Source organism: Alteraurantiacibacter buctensis, assembly GCF_009827655.1.
GTDB classification, from domain to species: Bacteria; Pseudomonadota; Alphaproteobacteria; order Sphingomonadales; family Sphingomonadaceae; genus Alteraurantiacibacter; species Alteraurantiacibacter buctensis.
On the sequence record NZ_WTYV01000002.1, the window covers coordinates 629,259 to 648,121 of the forward strand.

Here is an 18,863-nt window from a genome sequence, read left to right on the forward strand (position 1 = left end):
CCTTCGGACGGGAAGCTGGAGGAGACAAACCCATGCGTACCCTGATTGCTACCGCCCTGCTGGCGTCAATCGCTATAGCGCCCGCCATCGCCCAGACCGCCACGACCACCACGGCCACCGCATCGGTGGTGGAGCGAGACGCACGCGGTCGCGCAACCAGGGTTTCCGTAGAAGGCCGCACTTATGAAGTGTGCCGGCAAGGCCTGACCGATGGCTGCATCAACCCGCGCGAGGCGGGCCTGAACTTCGGCAACGTGCCGCTGGATCACTGGCCGGGCCGCCCGGCAAGCGAGACGCGAAGGAGTGGCGCGGCCAACCCGGCAGGCTGATGGATCGGCCGGGCGTATACGGGCCCGGCGGCAGCAGTCGCCGGGCCGCGAGTCGTATCTGGTGAAACCTTTGACAGTGCGGTGAGGTGACCATACCCCTCGCGCCTCATGAGCCCCATCCGCCAGAACCGCCGCATCCTGCTCGCCTCGCTGGTAGGCACCACAGTCGAATTCTACGACTTCTACATATACGCAACGGCGGCTGCCCTGGTATTCGGCCCGCTGTTCTTCCCGGCGGAAAGCGCCAGCGCGCAGTTGCTGTTCAGCCTGATGAGCTTTGGCCTGGCTTTCGTGGCGCGGCCGGTGGGGGCGATCATCTTCGGCCACTATGGTGACCGGTTGGGCCGCAAGTCCACGCTAGTGGCCTCGCTGCTGCTGATGGGCATCTCGACCCTGCTGATCGGCTTCCTGCCCACTTACCAGGTGATCGGCTGGCCGGCCGCGCTGCTGCTGTGCCTGTGTCGGCTGGGGCAGGGCTTTGCGCTGGGCGGCGAGTGGGGCGGGGCCAGCCTGCTGGCGGTGGAAAATGCACCGCCCGGCTGGGTGGGGCGCTTCTCCAGCGCACCGCAGTTCGGCGCGCCGCTGGGCTTCATGGCGGCCAACGGCCTGTTCCTGGCCTTGGGTGCGGGGTTGTCCGAGGAGGACTTCAATGCCTGGGGCTGGCGCATCCCGTTCATTCTTTCCGCCGTGCTGGTGGGCGTGGGCCTGTGGGTACGCCTGAAAGTGAGTGAAACCAGCGCCTTCCAGGCCGCGGCCGAGAAAGATCACCCCCCCGGCGTGCCGATCGGCGTGCTGCTGCGCGATCACCTGGGCGCGGCGCTGGGCACCATTGCCGGGGTGATCGCGATCTTCGCGATCTTCTACCTGGGCACCACCTTCACCCTGGGCCACATGACCAGCGCGCGCGGCTTCGCACGTGAGGACGTGCTGTTGATCCAGCTGGTGGCCAACGTGTTCCTGGCCGTGGGTATAGGCGTGGCCGCATGGTGGGCCGATGCGACATCGCCCCGCCGGGTGCTGATCATCGGCTCGATCGTCACCACGCTGGCCGGCCTCGCCTTCGGCCCGGTGCTGGCATACGGGGGGCTGGCGGAGCTGTTCGCCCTGCTTTCGGTGCAGATGTTCGTGGCCGGCATGGTCTATGGCCCGCTGGGCGCGTGGATGAGCGCGGCTTTCCCTGTCCACGTGCGCTACACCGGCATTTCCATCGGCTTCAACTGCGGCGGGGTGATTGGCGGGGCGCTGGCTCCGCTGGGCGCGGCGGCGCTGGCGGGGCAGGGGCAGATTGCCCTGTCGGGCCTGATCCTGTCAGCCGCCGGGCTGGTTACGCTGGTCGGGCTGGTGGCCCTGAAAGCAGATCGCCATGCGGGCGCGGTGGTGGCCGATCCGGCCTAGGCTTCCGCCTGCCGCAGCAGCCACAGGCGGGCCTTGCCTACGATGCGGTCGCTTTGGACCGTCAGGCCCTTGACCTTCACGTCCTCGTTCGCGGCAGTTTCCAGCGAGATCCAGGTGGCGGGGCCGATCCAGCCCAGGCGGCCCAGCTTGTCGAGCGCCACGCTGCCCGCACCGGTGTGATAGGGCGGATCCAGCAGGATCAGGTCCAGCGGCTCCTTCGCCGGGCCGAGCGAGAGGACCGAGGACGCGCGCACGTCACACCGGGCTTGCGCCTGCACGGCAGCGATGTTGGCGCGCAGGGCACGGAGGGCGGCAGCGTCCTGCTCCACGAACAGGCATGAAGCGGCCCCGCGGCTGAGTGCCTCCAGCCCCAGCGCGCCCGATCCGGCGAACAGGTCCGCCACCTTCAGCCCCTCGAAATCGCCGAGCCGGCTGACCAGCATGGAGAATAGCGTTTCACGCACCCGGTCCGCCGTGGGGCGGGTGGCATCACCCTCCGGCGCGCGCAGCAGGCGGCGCTTCCACTCGCCCGCGATGATTCTCACAGCAGGCCCTGCTTCTTCAGTTGCGAGAGGAACGGCTCGATCTCGTGCTTCTTCAGCTCGTAGGCCTGGCCACGCGGCAGATCACCCAGTTGGTAGGGGCCATAGGCGGTGCGCAGCAGGCGGCTGACTTCCAGGCCGAAGTGTTCCAGCACCCGGCGCACTTCGCGGTTCTTGCCTTCGGTCAGCGTCAGTTCGATCCACTGATTGCGGCCGGTGCGCCGTTCCATGTTGGCGTCGATCTTGCCATAGCGCACGCCTTCGATCTCGATGCCGTGGATCAGTTCCTCGAGCTGGGCCTGGCTGATCTCGCCGAACGTGCGTGCGCGATAGGTCCGCTCGATCCCGCTGCTGGGCAGTTCCAGCGCCCGCTTCAGCCCGCCATCGTTGGTCAGCAGCAGCAGGCCCTCGGTGTTGAAGTCGAGGCGACCCACCGGCATCACCCGCGGCGTGCCCTCGGGCAGCGCATTGCGCAGCGCGGTGTAGATGGTGGGGCGGCCCGTGGGATCGCGCTCCGCGGTGATCAGCCCGGCGGGCTTGTGGAACACGAACAGGCGAGTGCGTTCGGGCTTGGCCACGGGCTTGTCGTCCACCGTGACGCCCTTCAGGCTGGTGAGCACGGTGGCGGGCGTGGTCAGCACTTCGCCATCCAGCTTGATGCGCCGGGCCTCGATCATCCGTTCCACCTCGCGGCGGCTGGCAATCCCGGCCCGGGCGAGCAGCTTGGCAATGCGGTCACCCTCTCGCGGGGGTCCCGATGGCGCAGCCGGCTGCGGGAGTGCAGCTTTGCGCGGCGCGGGCCTGGCAGGGCGGCGGGTGGGGCGGGCTGGCGGTTTGGCAGGAGGGCGGGCCATCCCAGCGCCTTAGGGGCGCAGCACCCATGCAGCAAGTGTGCTGGCGCAAGCCCCCCGTGATCAATGGATCAGGAGATGGCTTCTCCGGCCTTGTCCTGTTCAGGCACCCAGCCCGCTGGTGCGCGCTCCAGGCGGCATTGGCAGCGGCGGCAGCGACCATGGAACGTATGGCCATCGTAACGAACCTTACGGCTTTCCACCCGATGACCCGAGACCAGGCACAAAAACTTGCTCAACATGGTTCTAAAAGGCCTCCCCAACAGGCGCGTTGCCGCCGATCCCCGTTGGGGATGGGCTGTGAACCAACCGCCAAGGGACAGGGTTACCTTACCAGCAATAAAGATACGTTACACGCCGTTGAGCAGGCGATAGGCGGCGTTCAAGCGCCCCCGGCCGCCGGGCGCCAGCCTTCCGGTTCGCGCACCATAGCCATCCCGCACCGTTGGCAATGGCCGGTGAATGTCCCCTCGTTGAACTTGACCCGCCGCCTGTTCACGCGATGACCCAGGGTGCGGCACACAACCTTTGCGAACATGATAGGCTCCCCAAAAAGTGGACAAGCCAGCCAGGCCCTCCCGCCATACGTATTGTTACCATGATTCTCTTCGTATCGACGTAGGGAATCTGCCTTGGTCACATCGCTTCACCGTATTTGGCCTTCTGCGGGACCATGGAGGCATGCCAAAACACGACTTGCAGCTTCCCAGGGCCGCCAATGCGGGTAATGTGGCTGCCGATTACAAATGAGGGTTCGGCGAATGGTGGACGGGGTGGCGGTTGAACCGCGCGGGGCATGGCGGTCGGTCAAGCCGTACCTTGAAAAGGAATCGCTGGCGGCCTTCTTCCTGGGCATTTCGTCGGGCTTCCCCTTCGCCATGATCGCCGCCACGCTGACCACGCGGCTGGCGCAGGACGGGATCGACAAGAGCACGGTCACCGCCTTCTCGCTGGCGTTCCTGGTCTACAATCTCAAATTCCTGTGGGCCTGGGTGGTAGACGGCGTGCGCCTGCCGGTTATCGGCCGGCTGGGGCAGCGCGTCTCGTGGATGCTGGTGGTAGGCCTGCTGGTCATGGCGGCTGTCATCAACCTCGCGCTGGCCCGCCCGGCGGACGATATCTGGTGGACCGCCGTTTCCGCCGTGCTGGTGGGGATCGCCGGGGCCACCTTCGACATCATTATCGATGCTTACCGGATCGAAACGCTGAAGCCCTACCAACTCGGCACCGGCTCGGGGATGAGCCAATACGGCTGGCGCATCGGTGCTGCTGCGGCCGGCGCCACGGCGCTGGTGGTGGCGGACCGGATGGGCTGGCAGGCGGCCTATATCGCCTGCGCCGGTTTTGCCCTGCCGGCGATGATCACCGCGCTGGTGCTGGGTGAGCCTCCGCGCCGCAAGGTGGAAATTGCCCGCAAGGGTATGGCCGAGATGTGGCAATCCGTTTCCGGGCCGTTCGTGGAGTTCTTCCGTCGCAGCGGGGCTTTGATGGTGCTGCTGTTCATCCTGGTCCATAAGATCGGCGACACGCTGGCTAACCTTACGTTCCGGCTGCTGTTCGACGACCTTGGCTTCACCAATGACGAGATCGCCATCTATGACATTGGCGTGGGCTTCTGGGCGCTAATCATCGGGGTGTTCGTGGGCGGGGTGATCTATGCCCGGCTGGGCCTGAAGAAATCGGTGCTGATCAGCCTGGTGCTGATGGCGGTGTCCAACCTGTCGTTCGCCTTCCTGGCGGCGGCGGGCAAGAGCAACCTGGGCATGGCCGCCGCGATCGGCTTCGAAAACTTCGCCAGCGGTTACGGCGGAGTGGTGGTGGTGGCCTATTTCTCGGCGCTGTGCGACCTCAGGTTCACGGCGGCGCAGTATGCGCTGATCTCGGCAGGTTCCAGCATCGTTGGCCGGTTCATCACCGGCACCACGGCGGGCACGCTGATCGAGGACATGGGCTATTTCAACTTCTATGTCCTCACCACCGTACTGGCGCTCCCGGGCATCGTGCTGTTCTGGTGGATGATGCGCACCGGGCTGGTCGATGCCGCAATGGGCACCGCCGGCGGAGGTGAGGACGGGAACGTCGATACGCCGCACTGAGGCAGCGGGACTAGTCCGGGATCTCGCCGTTGGCCTTGAGCACCTGGCCGGCGAGGTAGAGCGAGCCGGTGATCAGCACCGTACCCTGGCCGTCAAAGTCGGCGGCCAGCTTGTCCAGCGCAGCCTCGAGCGAGGGGGCGGTGCCTACCTGCGCCACGCCCGCTTCGGACGCGAGGGCCGCCAGATCGTCCAGCGGGTGATAATCGCTCCCCTCGATAGGGATGGCAGTAAAGCTGGCGAGGTGCGGGGCAATGGTGCGCAGCGTCGTGCGCGCGTCCTTGGCGCTGAGCATGCCCATGATCGCCCGGACAGGCTTGGCAGCGCGGCTGTCGAGGAACTTCGCCATCGCCAGCGCCGCGTCGGGGTTGTGCCCGCCATCGAGCAGGAACATGGCACCGGGAATGCGCGCCGTCAGCGGCCCGTGACCCAGCCGTTGCAGGCGCGCGGGCCAATGCGCCGTGCGGATGCCTTGCGCCATTGCCTCGGGGCTGACCGCAACCTCGTCCTGGTGGCGCAGCATTCCCACCGCCAGCGCAGCGTTGTCGCCCTGATGGCTGCCGGGCATCTGCGGCAGGGGCAGGGCCAGTTCGCCCTTCGCATCGCGATAGGTGATGTCGCCGTCACTGACCTCGGCGAACCACTCGTGCCCACGCCGGAACAGCGGCGCGCCGGTTTGGGCGCACAGGTCCGCGATCATGGCTTCCATGTCGGGCCGGTAATCCTGCGTAACCATCGGTGACCCGGCGCGGCGGATGCCGACCTTCTCGAACGCGACGCGGACCATCGGATTGGCCGGATCGGGCGCGCCTTCCTCGGGCGTGAGCAGGAAGGCCTCGTGATCCACGCCCAGGCTGGCGATGCCGCAGGCGGCGGGCCTTACCATGACGTTGGTGGCATCCAGGCGCCCCCCAAGGCCCACCTCGATCACGCAGGCATCGGCCGGAATGCGGGCAAAAGCAAGCAAGGTGGCTGCTGTAGTCACTTCGAAGAAGCTTGGGCCAAGGTCTTCGGAAATATCGAGAACTTCCTGCAGCAGTTCGGCCAGAAGCTCGTCGGAAATCAGTGAGCCCGCCACACGGATGCGCTCGTTATAGCGCACCAGGTGCGGCTTGGTGGCGACGTGGATCGTCAGCCCCTGGGCTTCCAGCATGGCGCGCAAGTAGGCGCAGGTGCTGCCCTTGCCGTTGGTGCCCGCCACATGGAAAACCGGCGGCAGGTTGCGTTCCGGATTGCCGAGGCGATCAAGGATGTCGTGGATCACCTCCAGCCCGATGCGGCCCTGCGGCAGCGACAGGGCGGATAGCCGGTCAAGCTGCGCCTGGACGGCGGGGCTGCCGGACGATGCGAAGTCTTTCACGGCTGTCAGGCCGCCTTGCGCGGCGCCAGGTAGCTGAGCAGCTGGGCCAGCGTCTCGCGCAGGTCCTTGCGGTGCACCACCATGTCCACCATGCCGTGCTTGTGCAGGTATTCGGCGCGCTGGAAGCCTTCGGGCAGCTTCTCGCGGATGGTTTCCTGGATCACCCGCTGGCCGGCAAAGCCGATCAGCGCACCCGGCTCGGCAATGTGGACATCGCCCAGCATGGCATAGCTGGCGGTCACGCCGCCGGTCGTCGGGTCGGCCAGCACCACGATATAAGGCAGGCCGGCTTCCTTCAGCCGCCGCGTCATCACCGTGGCGCGCGGCATCTGCATGAGGCTGAGGATGCCTTCCTGCATCCGCGCGCCGCCGGCAGCGGTCACGCAGATGAAGCCGCAACGCTCATCCAGCGCCTTGCGGGCTGCGGCGCAGAAAGCATTGCCCACGGCCATGCCCATTGATCCACCCATGAAGGTGAAGTCCTGCACGCCCACCACGGCGCGCAGGCCCTCGATGCTGCCATAGGCGGCGGTGAAGGCATCGGCGTGGGTGGAGGCGGCTCGGGCGGCCTTCAGGCGCTCGGTATAGCGCTTGGTATCGCGGAACTTCAGCGGGTCTTCCGCCACCACGGGATCGGGCAGCAGGGTGAAGCCGGGATCGAGCAACTGCTCGAGCCGTGCATCGGCACCGATGCGGCCGTGGTGTTCGCAGCGCGGGCAGACCGACAGGTTCGCCTCGTACTCGCGGGTGAACAGCATCTCCTGACAGCGCGGACACTTGGTCCACAGGTTGTCAGGCGTTTCGCGCTTGGCCCCGAACGAGGGGAGCGCGCTGCGGACACGGGAAAGCCAGCTCATGCGGGGTCCTTTCGCGCATCATGCACCGCCTTGGCAAGGCTGGAAACCAGCTCGCGCAGCTTGTCGGGCGCATGGTTGCCCAGTTCGGCAACGATATCGATCAGGGCGGAACCGATCACTACGCCATCGGCCACCCGGGCAATGGCTGCGGCCTGGTCGGGTGTGCGCACGCCGAAGCCCACCGCCACGGGCAGATCTGTGTGCTGCTTGATGCGGGCCACGTTCTCCTCGATCGAGCCGATGGCGGCCTGCTGCTTGCCGGTGATGCCGGCAACCGAGACGTAATAGAGGAACCCGCTCGACCCATCGAGCACGCGTGGCAGGCGCTTGGCATCGGTGGTGGGGGTGGCCAGGCGAATGGGGCAGATGCCCTTGGCGCGCAGGGCCGGGCCCAGGTCCTGGTCCTCCTCCGGCGCCAGGTCGACGCAGATCACGCCATCGACGCCAGCCTTGGCCGCGGCATCGGCAAACCATTCCGGCCCCCGGCGGACCATCGGGTTGGCATAGCCCATCAGCACCAGCGAAATGTCTGGGTGCCGCTCGCGGAAATCCTCGGCCATGCGCAGCACGTCGGCGGTCTTTGTGCCGGCGGCGAGCGAGCGCAAGTTGGCCGCCTGAATCGCTGGGCCATCGGCCATCGGATCGGTAAACGGCATCCCCAGCTCGATCACGTCCGCGCCTCCTTCGACGAGTGCGTCGAGGTTGGCGGCGGTGTCACCATCGCCTGCGGTGATGAAACACACGAGCGCGGAGCGGTTGGCGGTAAAGGCGGTTTGGAAACGGGTCATGGCAATCGCCCATGCAGAGGAAGCGCGCAAACGGCAAGGCCTAGCTGCGTCTGGTCCACCCGAGATAGAACAGCACCAGCGCCACGCCCACAAGCGCGTAGCCGCCGTAGAAGTAGGCCGTGGAAGGCGGCGAGTAGTCCGGCACCGTCTCCATCAACTGCCAGGAGCCCCAGGCGGCCATGGTGGCGACGACACCGGCTATCAGGAGAGGGCGGTTGCCGTTCACAAACCTTGTCCGAGCATTCGGGCAATCATTAAGTCGAACCGAAGTTTCGGCGGCTGCCAACGAGAATGGCGGCAAAGAGGGGGACGAGCAGGATGGCTTGGGCCAAAAGAGATTCAAACCCGAAAAAGGAAGCTAGGTCTTTATATGGAATAGTCGGTAGCTCAACTGCCGAGTCAGTTATCCAACCAATGAGAGCGCCAACAAGATTCAAACCAACCCAATAGATCCACACTTCGATATAGCATCGGATGAAGCCGTCACGCTTCACATCTCCACTCCCAGCGCCTCGGCCACGGTGAAGATGTCCTTGTCGCCGCGCCCGCACAGATTCGCGCAAATGATCGCGTCCTTGGGCATGGTCGGGGCCACCTTCGCCACCGCCGCAATCGCGTGCGAGGGCTCCAGCGCGGGGATGATGCCTTCGGTGCGGCAGAGCAGCTTGAAGCCTTCCAGCGCCTCGGTGTCGGTGATGGAGGTGTATTCCACCCGGCCGGTTTCCTTCAGCCAGGCGTGTTCCGGGCCGATGCCGGGATAGTCCAGGCCCGCGCTGATCGAGTGCGCCTCGGCAATCTGGCCGTCCTCGTCCTGCAGCAGGTAGGTCTTGTTGCCGTGCAGGATGCCGGGGAAGCCGCCCGCCAGGCTGGCGGCGTGCTGCTTGTCGAGCCCGTGGCCGGCCGCTTCCACGCCCAGCATTTTGACGCTTGGGTCGTCCAGGAACGGGTGGAACAGGCCGATGGCATTGGAACCGCCGCCGATGGCTGCCACCAGCAGATCGGGCAGTCGCCCCGTCCGCTCCAGCAGTTGTGCGCGGGCTTCGGTGCCGATCACGCTCTGGAAATCGCGCACCAGTTCCGGATAGGGGTGCGGGCCGGCGGCGGTGCCGATGATGTAGAACGTGTCATGCACGTTGGCCACCCAGTGGCGCAGCGCCTCATTCATCGCGTCCTTCAGCGTGGCCGCGCCGCTGGTGACGGGGACAACCTCGGCCCCCAGCAGCTTCATGCGGAACACGTTGGGCGCCTGGCGGGCCACGTCGGTCGCGCCCATGAAGATGGTGCAAGGCAGGCCGAACCGCGCGCAGACGGTGGCCGTGGCAACGCCGTGCTGGCCCGCGCCGGTCTCGGCAATGATCTTCGTCTTGCCCATGCGGATGGCGAGCAGGATCTGGCCGATGCAGTTGTTGATCTTGTGCGCGCCGGTGTGGTTCAATTCGTCACGCTTGAACCAGACCTGCGCGCCGCCCAGTTCCTCGGTCAACCGGGGCGCGAAATACATCGGGCTCGGCCGGCCGACATAATGGGTCAGCAGGTCTTCGAACTCGGCATGGAAGGCCGGATCGTTCTTGGCTTTCGTATATTCAGCTTCCAGATCGAGGATCAGCGGCATCAGCGTTTCGGCGACATAGCGGCCGCCGAACTGGCCGAAATGGCCGCGCTCGTCGGGCTGGTTGCGGAACGAATTGAGGTTCTGTTCGGTCATGCCGAAGCGCTTGGCAGAGGGGCGCGGGAAAGTCCATAAGTCGCTACTCTGCAACGGATGTGGCCGATGTGGCACAGTTGACGCCGCAATCCGTCACAAGCCTATTCGTGCGGTTGAACCCTTGAATCTCCACGCCTAGTTGCCGCCGCGCCCCGACAAGGGGCGATTGAGGAGATTACAATGCGTTACAAGTTTGCTGCACTCGCCACCCTTGCTGCTGCCGCTGTCGCAGCGCCGGCACAGGCCAACGAAGCCCGCGTGGAAGCGCGTGGCGGCGTGGTTTTCGCCTTCGGTGACGAAGAAGCAGTGGCCGGTGTTGCCGCCGGCTATGATTTCGACCTGGGGGAAGACGGATTCGCAGGCATCGAGGTTTCGGCCGACAAGGTGCTGCGCGGCGGGTTCGACGTGCAGTTCGGCTTCACGGGCCGCGTGGGCATCAACACCAGCGAGGCAGGCCGCCTCTATTTCAACGGTGGCTACACCGCAGGTGATCTGGATGACTGGCGCCTTGGTGCCGGCTACCAGCGCGACCTGAACGAGAGCCTCTATGCCAAGGTGGAATACATCCACATCTTCGAGCGCGGCATCGATCCGGACGTGGCCCTGGTGGGCCTGGGCATGCGCTTCTGAGCGCTGCTGACAAACAAGTTCAGAGGGGGGCGGCCTGCCGACAGGTCGCCCCTTGCTCGTTTCAGCCCTCGCGCACGGCGCGACAGAACTCGGCGATCCTGTTCAGGTCCTTCACGCCCGGCGCGCTTTCCACTCCGCTGCTGGTATCGACCAGCGGGGCGCCGGTCTGGCGGATCGCCTCGGCGACGTTATCGGCATTCAGCCCGCCTGCCAGCCCCCAGGGCGCGCGATGCTGGTGGCCGGCCAGCAGCGACCAGTCGAGCGCCAGCCCCTGGCCGCCGGGCAGCGAGCCCGCAGGCGCATCGTAGAGAATCAGGTCCACCGCGCCGACAAAGCGCTGTGCTTCCTCCAGCGAGGCGGGGTTCTTGACGCCCACCGCCTTCCACACCTCTAACGGGGCTAGCTGGCGGAACATGGCGCAGCCCTGCGCACTTTCCGCACCGTGGAACTGGACCACGTGCGGTTGCACCCTGGCGATAGCTTTTGCCGCGTCGGCCGCCTCCATGCTGACCAGCAGCAACACGGCCTTCATATGTGCCGGCACCATCTGGCGCAGCGCGGCGGCTTCCTCCAGCGAGACATGGCGTGGCGAGGGCGGATAGTGGACGAAGCCCACGTGCGTGGCGCCGGCATCGGCGGCCGCCATGATCGCCTCGCGCGACTTAAGGCCGCAGATCTTGATCCGGGTGGTCATGGGCAATGGCCTTACAGCGTCGCCTCGATCTCGCGGGCGGCCTGCACCGGATCGGCCGCGCGGCTGATCGGGCGGCCGATCACCAGTACCGAAGCACCATCATCGCGCGCCTGGCGCGGAGTCACCACGCGCTTCTGGTCACCCACTGTCGAGCCGGCGGGGCGCAGTCCGGGCACCACGAAGAAACCCTTCTTCCACTGGCGGTGAACCTCGCCCACTTCGTGACCCGAACAGACGATGCCATCCAGGCCCGCGGCCTCGGCCAGTTCGGCCAGACGAAGGACATGCTCGTGCGGAGTGCCGGTCACCCCGGTGCGGGCCAGGTCTCGCTCGTCGAGGCTGGTGAGCATGGTGACGGCGACAACCCTGGTGTGTTCGCCCGCCGCAGCCTTGGCATCCTCCATCATCGCGCGCCCGCCGCTGGCGTGGACTGTGACGATGGCCGGTTCCAGCACGTGGATCGCCTGCATGGCCCCGGCCACGGTGTTGGGAATGTCGTGCAGCTTCAGGTCAAGGAAGATGGGAAGGCCCACGTGGGCGATCTCGTGTACGCCGTGCGCGCCGTGGGCGCAGAAGAACTCCAGCCCCAGCTTCAGGCCGCCGATATGGCCCTTCACCGTCTCGGCCAGCGCCTTGGCGGCATCGAGGCGGGGCAGGTCGAGAGCGAGATAGACGGGGTTGCTCATGCGTCGGGTCCAAGTGGATCGTTAGTGGTTGCGGCAGGCGGGGGTAGCGGGGACGGAGTAGTGACGGGGGGAGGCGCGGATGGCGGCGGCACTGTGCTGGCGACCGGCTTGGCCGCCAGTTCCAGCGCGGCGATCCGCCGTTTCGCCTGCCACATGGCGCCGCGGTGCAGCAGCCACATGGGCACGAAGCCCAGCGCGAAAGCCAGGATCACCAGTGCGGGCAGCATGGTGTCGATCAGCAGGCCGCTCCACACATGCAGGGTCACCGGCGTCCAGTTGGCAATGGAGAACAGCACCAGCGCCACGGCCAGCAGCACCCAGACGATCGTGCGGACCACTTGCATGGTTCTATTCCCCTGCGTTGCAACCAGTGGCGATGCTAGGCGCAAGCTGCCGATAAGGGAACCCCGGCCTTGCGGCACCCTTTACCCTTGCGGGAACACGCGGGCGAAAATGGTGTCAACGTGCTTGAAGTGGAAGTCGAGGTTGAACTTATCTTCAAGCTGGGCCGGCGTCAGGGCGGCGGTCACTTCCTCGTCCGCCTTCAGCAGCTCTAGCAGCGAGAGCTGGCCATCCGATTCCCACACCTTCATCGCGTTGCGCTGGACCAGGCGATAGGCATTGTCGCGCGTGACCCCGGCCTGCGTCAGCGCCAGCAGCACCCGCTGCGAATGGACCAGGCCGCCCATGCGATCGAGGTTCTTCTGCATCCGCTCGGGGTAGATCAGCAGCTTGTCGACCACCATGGTCAGGCGGGCGAGGGCGAAATCGAGGGTGATCGTGGCATCTGGGCCGATGAACCGCTCGACCGAAGAGTGGCTGATGTCCCGCTCGTGCCACAGGGCCACGTTCTCCAGTGCCGGCATGGCATAGCTGCGGATCATCCGCGCCTGGCCGGTGAGGTTCTCGGTCAGCACCGGGTTGCGCTTGTGCGGCATGGCGCTGGAGCCCTTCTGGCCGGGGCTGAAGTATTCCTCGGCCTCCAGCACCTCGGTGCGCTGCAGGTGGCGGATTTCCACCGCCAGCCGCTCGATTGAACTGGCGATTACCGCGAGTGTGGAGAAATAGGCGGCGTGTCGATCGCGCGGGATGACCTGCGTGGAGACGGGCTCCACCGCCAGGCCCAGCTTCTCCGCCACGTATTCCTCGACCGAGGGATCGATGTTGGCGAAAGTGCCGACCGCGCCGGAAATGGCGCAAGTGGCAATCTCGGCCCGGGCCGCCACCAGCCGCGCGCGGCAGCGGTCGAATTCGGCATAGGCCTGTGCCAGCTTTAGGCCGAAGGTGGTCGGCTCGGCATGGATGCCGTGGCTGCGGCCGATGGTGGGGGTGTAGCGATGTTCTTCCGCCCGGCGGTGGATAGCGGCCAGCAGCGCGTCCATGTCTTCAAGCAGCAAGTCGCTGGCCCGGGCAAGCTGCACGGCCAGCGTGGTATCCAGCACGTCGGAACTCGTCATGCCCTGGTGCATGAAGCGCGCTTCGGGGCCCACCTGCTCGGCCACCCAGTCAAGGAAGGCGATCACGTCATGCTTCAGGATCGCTTCCTTGGCGTCAATCGCGGCCACGTCGATCGCCGGGTTGGTCTGCCACCAGTCCCACAGTGCCTTGGCCCCGCTCTGCGGCACCACGCCCAGGTCGGCCAGCTTCTGCGTGGCGTGGGCCTCGATCTCGAACCAGATCTTGTAGCGGGCTTCCGGTTCCCAGATCGCTGTCATGGCAGGGCGGGCGTAACGGGGGACCATCGTGAACTCCGGTTGGCTAAAGGCAGGGCTGCTATGCGGCGGCGGCTAGGCTGCAAGCGGGCAAATGGCAAGCCACAGAAGGCCCGGGCAGGTGAAGAGCCGCCTTACAGCAGCCCCTTGGCGCGCAGCGAGACCTGTCCTTCGCGGCCGATGATCACATGGTCGTGCACGGTGATGCCCAGCAGGCGGCCTGCCTCGGCGATGCGATTGGTGATCTGGATATCGGCCCGGCTGGGCTCCGGATTGCCGCTGGGGTGGTTGTGCACCATGATCAGGGCCGAAGCGCCGATATCGAGACCCCGCTTGATCACCTCGCGCGGGTGAATGCTGGCCTCGTCGATCGTGCCATCGTGCACCAGGTGATCGAGCAGAAGCCGGTTCTTGGTGTTGAGATAAAGCACCCGTACCCGCTCATGGGTCAGGTGGGCCATGTCGATCGTCAGGTAATCGAGCAGCGCCTGCCACGATCCCAGAATGGGGCTTTGCTGCACTTCGCTGCGCATCATCCGGCGGGCGGCGAGGGCAGCGATCTTGAGCGCGCCCACGCCCACGTCCGACAGGCCCCTGGTCTGCTTCAATGCGGCCGGTTCGGCATTGAGGACGCCTGCCAGCGATCCGAAGCGGGCCAGCAGCGCCTTGGCCAGCGGCTTGGTATCGCCGCGCGCGTTGGCACCGAAAAGCAGGTATTCGATCACCTCGTAATCGGCCAGCGCCTCGGGCCCGCCGTTAAGCAGGCGGTCGCGCAGCCGGGCGCGGTGACCCGACCCCGGGGCGGGGGAAGATGCATCCGGTTCAACCATTTCCGGGAACTGGTCTTGCGGCACGCGCTGGCCCCCTTTCTCGCCGCGAAGCATTGCCTTTGCAAAACCCATCGCGCAAGTGGTGCCCCTGATGTCGTCTGAAGAGCCTGCGGACCAAGAGCAACCGGCACCGCGCCGAAGCCTGCCGCGCGGGCTGCGCCTGCTGGGGCGGGGGCTGCTGGCATTTGCCCTGCTGGTGGGCGTTCTTGTTGCCGTTCTGTGGTTTCAGCGCGAGCGGCTGGTGGGCAACTACCTCGACGATTTGCTGGCCCAGCAGGGCGTGGAAGCCACCTATCGTATCGAGCAGATCGCGCCTGACCGGCAGGTTCTGCGCCAGATTGTGGTGGGCGACCCCGCCGCGCCGGACCTGACGATCGACCGGGCCGAGGTGCGCCTGGTCACGCGGATCGGCATGCCGCAGCTTGAGCGCATCACGCTGTCCGGCGTGCGTCTGTGGGGCCGCGTGGTTGGTGGCAAGCCCAGCTTCGGCGCGCTCGACCCATTGATCTTTACGGAAAGCACCGAGCCTTTCGCTCTACCCGAAATCGATCTGCGCCTGCGCGATGCCCGGGCACTGATCGAGGGTGACTACGGCCCGGTTGCGGTGCGGATCGACGGCGGCGGCTACCTGCCCAGCGGATTCGAGGCGCAGGTTGCCGCCGTGGCACCAGCCTTGCAGGTGGCCGGGTGTCGGGCCAGCGAGACGACGCTCTATGGCAGGGTCGAGACAGCCAACCGTCGGCCTGGCTTTGCCGGCCCCTTGCGCTTTGCCAGTCTCCGATGCCCGGAAGGCGGCGTGGCGCTTGGCGCTGGCGGATCGGCGCTGGACCTGATTGCCGACGCCGACCTTTCTGGCGGACGGGCCGAGTTCGAGCTGACCGCCGGGGCTGCGGTTCTGCCGGGGGCCGAGGCTGCCGGGCTGGCGGGGCGCGGCACGGCTACCTATCGCGGCGGCGAGATCGATAGCCGGTTCACCTTGCAGGGCCGGGCTGTGGAAGCAGGCGGGGTGCGGCTGGCCAGCGCCGGGTTTGCGGGGACCTTCAGGAGCGCGGATGCCTTTGCCCGGCTGGAACTGGCGGGCGAGATCAGCGGGGCAGGGCTGCGGCTTGGCCCGGCGCTTGACGATCAACTGGCTGGCCTCGCATCGGCCAGCGACGGCACGCTTGCTCGCCCCCTCCTGGTTCAGTTGCGTGCGGCGCTCGCCCGCGAACTGCGCGGCGGCGAGATCTCGGGAGACATCCGGGTGCAGTGGGAAAGCGGGCGCACATCGCTTGCTCTGCCGATGGCGCGGGTTACCGGTGCGGGCGGGGTGCCGCTGGCTCAGGTGGCGCGGCTGCGGGCCAGCTTCGATGCGGACGGGTTGCCGGTGGTGCGCGGCAATTTCCTTACCGGCGGCCCCGGTCTGCCAAGGATCAGCGGGCGGATGGACCGGCAGGGCAGCGGCGCGCTGGACCTGACCTTGGCCATGGCACCTTACTCGGCGGGGGACGCCACCCTGGCCCTGCCGCGCCTGACCCTGCGCCAAGCGGCAAATGGGGCACTGGCCTTTGCCGGAGAGATGCAGGCCAGTGGAGCCCTTCCGGGCGGTTTCGTGCGGGATCTTTCGGTGCCGCTGAACGGCGCGGTGTCATCCTCGGGAGCGGTCACGCTGTGGAATGGCTGCACCCCGGTCCGTTTTGCCGCATTCAGCTATGCCGGGCTGGTGGCCGATGGGGAGAGCCTGACCTTGTGCCCGCCGCGCGGGCGGCCGATTCTGGCATGGGAGAGCGGTGGCCTGCGCGTGGCTGCAGGAACCCCGGCCCTGCGTCTCAGCGGCAAGCTGGGTGACACGCCCCTGCGGCTGACCACTGGAGCGGTGGGCCTGGCCTATCCCGGTGCGCTGGTGGCCAACGAGGTGGACTTGCAACTGGGCGCCGTCAACGTGGCCATGACCACCTTCAACGGCACTATCGACGACAGCGTCAGCGGCCGGTTTATCGGCGGACGGTCCACGCTGGGTGAGGTGCCGCTGGCCATCAGCAACGCCGAAGGACAGTTGACCTTTGCCGAGGGCATCCTGCGGCTGGCCGACACCGCCTTCACTATCAGCGACCGCGCGCCCGAGCCGCGTTTCAACCCCCTGCAAAGCGATGACGCGCAACTGGTGCTGGCTGACAGCAGGCTGAGCGGCGACTTCCTGTTGCGCCATCCGGGGAGCGGGCAGCAGGTGGTGCAGGTGGACCTGGCGCATGACCTGTCGAGCGGCGTGGGGCGTGCAGACCTGTCAGTCGCGGGCCTGACCTTTGGCGAGGGATTCCAGCCGGCGGACCTGACGGTGCTGCTCTATGGTCCGGTCAGCAACGTGCGGGGCACGGTTACCGGCAGCGGCGTGGTGAACTGGAGCGGGGTGGGGGTCACCTCCAGCACTGGCACTTTCACCTCCCAAGGCCTGGACCTTGCCGCCGCTTTCGGTCCTGTGCGCGGAGCGCGCGGCACCATAGAGTTCAGTGACCTGATCGGCCTGACAACCGCGTCCGGCCAGCGGATTCGCGTCGCCTCGATCAACCCCGGCATCGAGGTGCTGGACGGGGACCTTGGCATATCCCTTAGCGGCGGAACCCTGTTGCGGCTGGAGGACGCCACCTGGCCCTTCCTGGGCGGAACGATCCGCATGCGCCCGGTGGCGATCAATATCGGGGCTTCCGAAGTACGCCGCTACGAGATCGAGATCACGGGCCTGGAGGCCCAGCGTTTCATCGAACACATGGACCTGTCCAACATTGCCGCCACCGGCACCTTCGACGGCACTCTGCCGATCGTGTTCGATGCAGAAGGCAACGGAAGGCTGGAGGGCGGCAATCTGCTCTCACGCCCGCCGGGCGGGCGGCTGTCCTATGTGGGTGAGCTGACCTATGAGGATCTCTCTCCCATCGCCAACTATGCGTTCGACGCGCTGCGCGACATGGAATGGCAGCGAATGACCATCGACATGAACGGTCCGCTGACCGGCGAACTGGTCACCTCGGTGCGCTTCGATGGCGTGCGCCAGGGACCGGATGCCGAGCGCAACTTCATCACCCGTCGCCTGGCCAACCTGCCGATCCGCTTCATCGTCAACGTGCGTGCGCCGTTCTATTCGCTCGTCGGATCCCTGCGCTCGCTGTACGACCCGTCCGCCGTGCGCGATCCGCGCGGGCTGGGCCTTCTGAGCGACGATGGCCGCCGCTTTGTGCCCGCAGGCCCGCTGGCCGTGCCACCTTCGCAACCCATCATTCAGCCCCCCGAAAGCGAGGCCATGCCATGACCACAGCCGATTTGACCTGCGGCGCGCGCCAGGCGCATAAGGTTCCCATGCAGGGACACTGGATGAAGCGGATGCGCGTGCTGGTGCTGATGGCGGGCTTGCCGATGCTGGCCGGGTGCGTGACGGTGAATGCCCCGTCCGAGCCAATCGTCATCGAGCTCAACGTCAACATCACGCAGGAAGTGATTTACCGCCTGGCGGAAGATGCCGGCAACACGATTGACGAGAACGCGAGCATCTTCTGATGCACGGCGTCCGGATGGAGCAGACGATGAAAAGCAAGACCCTGACCCTGCTGGCCCTTGGCGCCGCGCTGATCGCCGGCAGCATCGCCGCGCCGGCCATGGCACAGCGCGATCCGGCTTATGCCGCGGCCCGCGCCAACGGTTCGGTGGGCGAACGCACGAACGGCTATCTCGGCATTGTCGGCCCGGCCACGCCGGAACTGCAGCGGCTGGTGGACGATATCAACAACCAGAGGCGCGAGGTCTATGCCCAGCGAGCCCAAGCCGAAGGGGCCACGCTGGAGCAGTATGCGCTTACCGCCGGATGCCTGGCCATTGCCCGCACCACGCCGGGCGAGAAGTACCAGGCGCCCGATGGTTCGTGGCAGACGCGCACGGCGGCGGCCCCCTTGCGCGATCCGCGCTGCCCGTAAATCCGCACAATGCACCGGCGGGGTCGACCATGCGGTTGACTCGCCCATAGGCCCCGCCTAAGGGGCCGGTGCCTTAGGCGGGCGCATCCGCTGCCCGTGCCAATCTTGCATGTCAGGAGCAGGCATGAGCGACGATAAGCCCGCACGGGAACCCATCGGTGAGGACGCGCGGATTGACGCGCTTGAGCAGCGGCTGGCAGCCGCGCGCGAGCGGGAAGAAGAGCGCAACCGGCCGCAAGTGCAGGGAGCAGACGCGAACTATCGCGCCGGCAACCAGGTTCTTGCGCACCTTATCGGGGGGCCTCTCGGTGGGGCGGTGGTCGGCTATGCGATTGACTCGTTCGCCGGTACCGCACCCTGGGGTCTGCTGGTGATGCTGGGCCTTGGCTTCGTCGTCGCCTTCAGGAACATCATCCGGATTTCCAACCGCCGCCCCGATTGATGGGGCAG

General features: G+C 66.6%; 20 protein-coding genes. 8 read left to right on the forward strand and 12 right to left on the reverse strand.

Going from position 1 to position 18,863, the window contains the following annotated elements; translation table 11 throughout:
- The first annotated feature begins 32 nt into the window (after positions 1–32).
- Positions 33–329, forward strand: a complete 297-nt coding sequence (locus GRI99_RS07530) for a hypothetical protein (RefSeq protein ID WP_160771403.1) — start codon at positions 33–35, stop codon at positions 327–329.
- 108 nt (positions 330–437) lie between these two features.
- On the forward strand, positions 438–1,724 hold the full coding sequence (locus tag GRI99_RS07535; protein WP_160771404.1) for an MFS transporter: 1,287 nt from the start codon (positions 438–440) through the stop codon (positions 1,722–1,724).
- Here the strand turns inward: GRI99_RS07535 and rsmD are convergent.
- Together rsmD and GRI99_RS07545 are read right to left on the reverse strand one after the other, a co-directional pair.
- Entirely contained in the window at positions 1,721–2,269 is a 549-nt protein-coding gene (rsmD, locus tag GRI99_RS07540; RefSeq protein WP_160771405.1) for a 16S rRNA (guanine(966)-N(2))-methyltransferase RsmD, read from the reverse strand. The genes GRI99_RS07535 and rsmD overlap by 4 nt on opposite strands.
- Entirely contained in the window at positions 2,266–3,120 is an 855-nt protein-coding gene (locus GRI99_RS07545) for a pseudouridine synthase (RefSeq protein WP_160771406.1), read from the reverse strand. Before GRI99_RS07545 ends, rsmD begins: the two co-directional genes overlap by 4 nt.
- A gap of 743 nt (positions 3,121–3,863) precedes the next feature.
- Between GRI99_RS07545 and GRI99_RS07550 the strand changes: the two genes are divergently transcribed.
- Entirely contained in the window at positions 3,864–5,213 is a 1,350-nt protein-coding gene (locus tag GRI99_RS07550; RefSeq protein ID WP_237438185.1) for an AmpG family muropeptide MFS transporter, read from the forward strand.
- Positions 5,214–5,223: 10 nt separating this feature from the next.
- On the opposite strand, the gene GRI99_RS07555 is transcribed toward GRI99_RS07550, so the two are convergent.
- The 5 genes from GRI99_RS07555 to trpB all read right to left on the reverse strand — a co-directional run bounded on the left by GRI99_RS07555 (position 5,224) and on the right by trpB (position 9,920).
- Positions 5,224–6,570, reverse strand: a complete 1,347-nt coding sequence (locus GRI99_RS07555; protein ID WP_160771407.1) for a glutamate ligase domain-containing protein — start codon at positions 6,568–6,570, stop codon at positions 5,224–5,226.
- Between the two features lie 5 nt (positions 6,571–6,575).
- Positions 6,576–7,427 (reverse strand): acetyl-CoA carboxylase, carboxyltransferase subunit beta, encoded by an 852-nt coding sequence (gene accD / locus GRI99_RS07560; RefSeq protein WP_160771408.1) that lies wholly within the window; start codon positions 7,425–7,427, stop codon positions 6,576–6,578.
- A complete protein-coding gene (trpA, locus tag GRI99_RS07565; RefSeq protein WP_160771409.1) occupies positions 7,424–8,215 on the reverse strand; it encodes a tryptophan synthase subunit alpha in 792 nt (263 codons plus the stop codon). Before trpA ends, accD begins: the two co-directional genes overlap by 4 nt.
- A 40-nt stretch (positions 8,216–8,255) precedes the next feature.
- Complete coding sequence (locus tag GRI99_RS07570) at positions 8,256–8,441, reverse strand: hypothetical protein (RefSeq protein WP_160771410.1); 186 nt, start codon at positions 8,439–8,441, stop codon at positions 8,256–8,258.
- A 264-nt stretch (positions 8,442–8,705) separates the two neighbouring features.
- Complete coding sequence (gene trpB / locus GRI99_RS07575) at positions 8,706–9,920, reverse strand: tryptophan synthase subunit beta (protein WP_160771411.1); 1,215 nt, start codon at positions 9,918–9,920, stop codon at positions 8,706–8,708.
- A gap of 180 nt (positions 9,921–10,100) precedes the next feature.
- Here trpB and GRI99_RS07580 point away from each other — a divergent pair, with 180 nt between their 5' ends.
- Positions 10,101–10,550: a hypothetical protein gene (locus GRI99_RS07580; protein ID WP_160771412.1), complete on the forward strand. Its 450-nt coding sequence runs from the start codon at positions 10,101–10,103 to the stop codon at positions 10,548–10,550.
- A 61-nt stretch (positions 10,551–10,611) separates the two neighbouring features.
- Here the strand turns inward: GRI99_RS07580 and GRI99_RS07585 are convergent, their stop codons facing one another.
- From GRI99_RS07585 to radC, 5 genes are all read right to left on the reverse strand, one after another.
- The gene (locus tag GRI99_RS07585; protein WP_160771413.1) at positions 10,612–11,244 is read right to left on the reverse strand and encodes a phosphoribosylanthranilate isomerase; all 633 of its coding nucleotides are present in this window, start codon (positions 11,242–11,244) and stop codon (positions 10,612–10,614) included.
- 11 nt (positions 11,245–11,255) lie between these two features.
- Positions 11,256–11,930 carry an orotidine-5'-phosphate decarboxylase gene (pyrF, locus tag GRI99_RS07590; protein ID WP_160771414.1) on the reverse strand — a complete coding sequence of 225 codons (675 nt, stop codon included), beginning with the start codon at positions 11,928–11,930 and terminating at the stop codon, positions 11,256–11,258.
- Positions 11,927–12,274: a hypothetical protein gene (locus GRI99_RS07595; RefSeq protein WP_160771415.1), complete on the reverse strand. Its 348-nt coding sequence runs from the start codon at positions 12,272–12,274 to the stop codon at positions 11,927–11,929. The genes pyrF and GRI99_RS07595 overlap by 4 nt, the downstream gene beginning before the upstream one ends.
- Positions 12,275–12,355: 81 nt before the next feature.
- A complete protein-coding gene (purB, locus tag GRI99_RS07600) occupies positions 12,356–13,672 on the reverse strand; it encodes an adenylosuccinate lyase (protein WP_160771416.1) in 1,317 nt (438 codons plus the stop codon).
- Positions 13,673–13,776: 104 nt separating this feature from the next.
- The gene (radC, locus tag GRI99_RS07605; protein WP_160771684.1) at positions 13,777–14,472 is read right to left on the reverse strand and encodes a RadC family protein; all 696 of its coding nucleotides are present in this window, start codon (positions 14,470–14,472) and stop codon (positions 13,777–13,779) included.
- Positions 14,473–14,563: 91 nt separating this feature from the next.
- Between radC and GRI99_RS07610 the strand changes: the two genes are divergently transcribed.
- From GRI99_RS07610 to GRI99_RS07625, 4 genes are all read left to right on the forward strand, one after another.
- A complete protein-coding gene (locus GRI99_RS07610) occupies positions 14,564–17,755 on the forward strand; it encodes an intermembrane phospholipid transport YdbH family protein (protein ID WP_160771417.1) in 3,192 nt (1,063 codons plus the stop codon).
- Complete coding sequence (locus tag GRI99_RS18645) at positions 17,752–18,000, forward strand: YnbE family lipoprotein (protein ID WP_237438186.1); 249 nt, start codon at positions 17,752–17,754, stop codon at positions 17,998–18,000. The genes GRI99_RS07610 and GRI99_RS18645 overlap by 4 nt, the downstream gene beginning before the upstream one ends.
- A 26-nt stretch (positions 18,001–18,026) precedes the next feature.
- Complete coding sequence (locus GRI99_RS07620; RefSeq protein WP_160771418.1) at positions 18,027–18,413, forward strand: YdbL family probable chaperone protein; 387 nt, start codon at positions 18,027–18,029, stop codon at positions 18,411–18,413.
- A 124-nt stretch (positions 18,414–18,537) separates the two neighbouring features.
- Positions 18,538–18,855, forward strand: coding sequence for an AtpZ/AtpI family protein (locus tag GRI99_RS07625; RefSeq protein ID WP_160771419.1), 318 nt, complete (start codon positions 18,538–18,540; stop codon positions 18,853–18,855).
- Positions 18,856–18,863: the final 8 nt, after the last annotated feature.

Excerpts from the sequence above, each read along its gene's own strand:
- GRI99_RS07530 (WP_160771403.1), top strand. The coding sequence starts at position 33 with ATGCGTACCCTGATTGCTACCGCCCTGCTGGCGTCAATCGCTATAGCG.
- GRI99_RS07535 (WP_160771404.1), top strand. The coding sequence starts at position 438 with ATGAGCCCCATCCGCCAGAACCGCCGCATCCTGCTCGCCTCGCTGGTA.
- GRI99_RS07545 (WP_160771406.1), bottom strand. The coding sequence starts at position 3,120 with ATGGCCCGCCCTCCTGCCAAACCGCCAGCCCGCCCCACCCGCCGCCCT.
- GRI99_RS07550 (WP_237438185.1), top strand. The coding sequence starts at position 3,864 with ATGAGGGTTCGGCGAATGGTGGACGGGGTGGCGGTTGAACCGCGCGGG.
- accD (WP_160771408.1), bottom strand. The coding sequence starts at position 7,427 with ATGAGCTGGCTTTCCCGTGTCCGCAGCGCGCTCCCCTCGTTCGGGGCC.
- trpA (WP_160771409.1), bottom strand. The coding sequence starts at position 8,215 with ATGACCCGTTTCCAAACCGCCTTTACCGCCAACCGCTCCGCGCTCGTG.
- trpB (WP_160771411.1), bottom strand. The coding sequence starts at position 9,920 with ATGACCGAACAGAACCTCAATTCGTTCCGCAACCAGCCCGACGAGCGC.
- GRI99_RS07580 (WP_160771412.1), top strand. The coding sequence starts at position 10,101 with ATGCGTTACAAGTTTGCTGCACTCGCCACCCTTGCTGCTGCCGCTGTC.
- GRI99_RS07585 (WP_160771413.1), bottom strand. The coding sequence starts at position 11,244 with ATGACCACCCGGATCAAGATCTGCGGCCTTAAGTCGCGCGAGGCGATC.
- pyrF (WP_160771414.1), bottom strand. The coding sequence starts at position 11,930 with ATGAGCAACCCCGTCTATCTCGCTCTCGACCTGCCCCGCCTCGATGCC.
- GRI99_RS07595 (WP_160771415.1), bottom strand. The coding sequence starts at position 12,274 with ATGCAAGTGGTCCGCACGATCGTCTGGGTGCTGCTGGCCGTGGCGCTG.
- purB (WP_160771416.1), bottom strand. The coding sequence starts at position 13,672 with ATGGTCCCCCGTTACGCCCGCCCTGCCATGACAGCGATCTGGGAACCG.
- radC (WP_160771684.1), bottom strand. The coding sequence starts at position 14,472 with ATGGTTGAACCGGATGCATCTTCCCCCGCCCCGGGGTCGGGTCACCGC.
- GRI99_RS07610 (WP_160771417.1), top strand. The coding sequence starts at position 14,564 with ATGTCGTCTGAAGAGCCTGCGGACCAAGAGCAACCGGCACCGCGCCGA.
- GRI99_RS18645 (WP_237438186.1), top strand. The coding sequence starts at position 17,752 with ATGACCACAGCCGATTTGACCTGCGGCGCGCGCCAGGCGCATAAGGTT.
- GRI99_RS07620 (WP_160771418.1), top strand. The coding sequence starts at position 18,027 with ATGAAAAGCAAGACCCTGACCCTGCTGGCCCTTGGCGCCGCGCTGATC.
- GRI99_RS07625 (WP_160771419.1), top strand. The coding sequence starts at position 18,538 with ATGAGCGACGATAAGCCCGCACGGGAACCCATCGGTGAGGACGCGCGG.